Source organism: Hymenobacter agri (genome assembly GCF_054778495.1).
In genome coordinates this window covers 1-4,130 of record NZ_BAAGZM010000387.1, presented here as the reverse complement: position 1 = coordinate 4,130, position 4,130 = coordinate 1, and the positions used below count along the sequence as shown (strand labels likewise).

The 4,130-nt window shown below is 62.7% G+C and carries 2 protein-coding genes; both read left to right on the top strand.

The annotated features are described in order from the left end of the window. Nucleotides 1-279: MOSC domain-containing protein (locus ACYVDE_RS16235; protein WP_460502593.1), on the top strand; the 279-nt coding region annotated here is incomplete at its 5' end. 174 nt (nucleotides 280-453) lie between these two features. Beyond that, nucleotides 454-4,130: DUF4394 domain-containing protein (locus ACYVDE_RS16230; RefSeq protein ID WP_460502592.1), on the top strand; the 3,677-nt coding region annotated here is incomplete at its 3' end.

Sequence of the window (4,130 nt, the reverse complement as noted above, 5' to 3'; positions counted from 1 at the left end):
GCCGGCTTCCTGGGGCTGGATGCGCCGCTCGACCCGGCCCGCCTGCGCCGCAACCTGGTGGTGAGCGGCCTGAACCTGCTAGCCCTGAAAAACCGCCAGATTTTGATTGGTGAGGAGGTTATTCTCGATATCACCGGCGAGTGCCACCCCTGCTCGCGCATGGAGGAAGAGCTGGGCCCCGGCGGCTACAACGCCATGCGCGGCCACGGCGGCCTCACGGCGCACATTGCGCAGGGCGGCATCATTCGGGTGGGCGATGTGGTGCGGGTAGTGGCCTGATTTTTTTACGGGAATTTGCTTATTTTTAAGTGTATCGGGAACCGTAGAACGCGGCCCCCGATACACTTTTTTTAGTGTTTTCATCCTGAAAAGGTCCTGTCAGCGTATGAGCCGCCACAGGCGATGGTGCTGCCTGCCACGATTAGTTCTTACTACCTTTTTCCATTTCAGCTTATGTACACACGCCTACTTTCGCGCCCGGCTGCGGGCCGGCGGCCACGCCGCTATCTGCGCGTTGCCCTGAGCATTCTGCTGGTTTTGTTGGTCAGCTTAGCTGCACAAGCACAAACTACTATTATTGGCCTCGGTACTCTCACGCAGAATGTTGCGCCGGGCAATATCATCTTTCCGCCCGGGGGCAATGCCGGCGACCAGGGCCTGGCTTTTTTTGACCCCGTGAGTGGGTCGCCGAATGCGAACCTGCAGCGAATTACTGGTCTGACGGGCAATCAGAAGCTCGTGGGCCTGGATTTTAGACCGCTGACCGGTCAGCTGTACGCACTGGGCTACGACCCGGCCCTGGCCAGCAATAACGCGCAGCTGTATACGCTGGACCCAAAAACCGGCGTGGCAACCCCGGTGAGTGGCGCGCCTATCTCGTTGGCGCTGGGTGGCGCCACGGAACGTATTGGCTTTAATTTCAACCCGGTAGCCGACCTAGCGCGGGTAGTAAGCTCCAACGATGCCAACTACCGGCTCAGCCCGGTAACGGGCGATGTTCCGAGCCCCGGCACGGCCGACGGGCCGCTGGCCTACGCCGCCGGCGACCCCAACTTCGGGCTCGACCCGCGCGTGAGCGGCGTAGCTTATACCAATGCTTTTCGGGGGGCAACGACCACGACGCTCTACGATGTCGATGTACGCAACGACGCCAGCGCGCCGCCCGGGATTTTGTCCATTCAGAACCTGCCTAATGCGGGTACGCTTAATACAGCCGCCCCTATTACCCTCAGTGGCTTTGGCATTCTGCCCGAGGCGCGGCTGAACCTCGACATTTTCTACACCGGTACCACGAACAAGGCGTACCTGCTGGAGCTGACCAAGCCAAATAGCGGCGGCTACTCGTCCAGCAACATCTACGACTTCGACCTGACCACCGGCGCGGCCACGAACAAACGCAATGTGGTGCCCGCCCTAGCTTTTACGCCATTCAACCTGCTGGCCATCACGGTAGCTCCCACGCCCACCATCACTAGTCTGTCGCCCCCGTCGGCCGAAGTTGGCACGCCGGGCCTGACGCTCACCGTCAATGGCACTGGCTTCGTGAACGGTACTACCGTGCAGTTCAACGGCTCGGACCGCACAACCACCTACGTCTCTGCTACGCAGCTTACGGCCGCCCTGACCACCGCCGACCTGGCCACGGTGGGCTCCTACAACGTGACCGTGACCAACCCGCCTTTCCCCGGCGTGGCTTCGACTCCGGCTACCTTCCTGGTGACGCAGCCGTGCGCAGCCCCTACTAACCTGGCCACGAGCAACATCACCAGCACATCGGCCACGGTGTCGTTTACGGGTAATAATTCGGCCACGAGCTACACGCTGACGACTTCGCCGGCCACGACCACGCAAACCCTGCCAGCCACGGCTACTTCGGCCACCCTGATGGGCCTGACGCCGAACACGGCCTACACCGTCAGCATCACCACCACCTGTCCCAGCGGCACTACCGCCCCGGCCACCATCACTTTCACCACGAGTGTGGCGGCCGCTACGCTGGCCGTGAGCCAGGGCGGCACGAGCTACCCCAGCGGTGGCACGGCCTACAGCTTCGGCAACCAGACCATCAATACCACTAGCGCCCCCGTGACCTTCACGCTAACTAACGGCGGCACCGACCCGCTCACGATTGGCAGCATCACGACCACCGGCAACTTTGCCGTGAGTGGCACGGCGCCTACCACGGTGCCCGCCGGCGGCACGGCCACGGTGAGCGTGACGTTTACGCCCACGGCTACTGGCACGGCTACCGGCACGCTGGTGATTAATTCCAACGCCACCAACGCCGCTACTTACACCGTGAATCTGACCGGCAACGGCCAGGCCGCCGTGCCCAACCCGCAGATTGCCGTGAGCCAAAGCGGCAGCGGCATCGCCAACGGCAGCACATTCTTTGGCTTTGCCACGACGCAGCTGGGCAGCACCTCGGCCCCGGTCACGTTCACCATCAGCAACAGCAGCGCGACGGATGTGCTCACGCTGGGCGCCTTCACCTTTAGTGGGCCATTTGCGCTGAGCGGCACGGCCCCGACCAGCGTGGCACCGAATAGCTCGGCCACGTTCAGTGTGGTATTCACGCCCACGGCAGCGGGCACCAACACCGGCTCGGTGAGAATTGCCAATAACAGCCAAACGAATTCCCCCTACGTCATCAATTTCAGCGGCCAAGGCACCCCGCAAGACCTGGTGGTGAGCACGGCGCAGAACGTGCAGGGTAGCTACCGCAACGTAACCGTGACCGGCACCGGCGTAGCTACGCTTAGCGGCACGCTCTTGGTGAGCGGTACGCTCACGGTTACGGGAGCTCTGGTTACCAACTGCCAGACAGTAATTGGCGGCGGCAACTTTGTGCTGGAGGCCGGCGCCCAAATTACCATCTGTGATGCCAATGGCATTACCCTGTCGGGCCCGACGGGCTCCATCCAGGTCACGGGTACCCGCAGCTACAGCCCCGACGCCATCTATTCTTACAGGACTACGGTACCGCAGGCGCAGGTAACGGGCAATGGCCTGCCCGCCCAGATTCGCTTCCTGCGCCTGGACAATGCGGGTGGTCTTAGCCTTAGCCAACCGCTGAGCGTGAGCCGGCTGCTCACCTTATTCAACGGTAACCTGAACACCAACGGCCAGATGCTCACGCTACTGTCGTCAGCGGCCGGTACGGCTTCGATTGATAACACGGGCGGCGCGGTAGTGGGCACGGCCACCGTGCAGCGCTACATCGACCCGAGCCTCAACGCCGGCCTGGGCTACCGCCACTACTCGTCGCCGGTGGCCAACACCACGGTAGCCGACCTGAGCACGTCCAACTACTCGCCCGTGGTGAATCCGCTGTATAACACCGTGGGCAGCTCGGCAACCCCCTTCCCGACGGTGTTCAGCTACGACGAAACGCGCGTGACGACCAGCGGCAACCCTGGCACACTGGATTTTGACAAGGGCTACGTATCGCCTAATACCGTGGGCGACCCGCTGCAGGCAACTCTGGGCTACACTGTGAACATTGCCAGCACCGAAACCGTGGATTTCGTGGGCACGCTGAACAACGGCCCGCTCACGGCCAGCAACCTGACGCGCGGCACCCAAGCCACCAGCGGCTACCACCTGCGCGGCAATCCCTACCCCTCGCCCCTCGACTGGCAGCTGATGACTGACAACGGCCGCCTCACGGGCATTGACCGGGCCCTGTACGTGTTTAAGAGCAGCGGCCAGTATTCGGGTAGCTATTCCAGCTACAACAACGGGGTGAGCGTGAATGGCGGCACCCAGTACCTGGCGCTGGGCCAGGGCTTCTTCGTACGGACCAGCACGCCCGGCACGGCCGGCAGCATTGCCTTCACCAACCGCGAGCGCGTGACTTTGCCTATCAACTCCGTCTACCAGCGCAGTACCGCCGACACCCGCACTCAGTTGCTGCTCAGCCTGCGCAACGGCCCCGTGGCCAACCAAACGGCTATTTACTTCGACGGCATTGCCACCCCCGGTTTCGATAGCGCCGCCGATGCCTACGCCATCGCCTCGACCAACGGCTTGGTGCTGGCCACCGAGCTGCCGGCCTCGACCGAAACCCTGTCCATCAACGGCCAGCCGCTGCTCACCGGGGCCGACGTACTGGTGGCCGGCAATTTCGT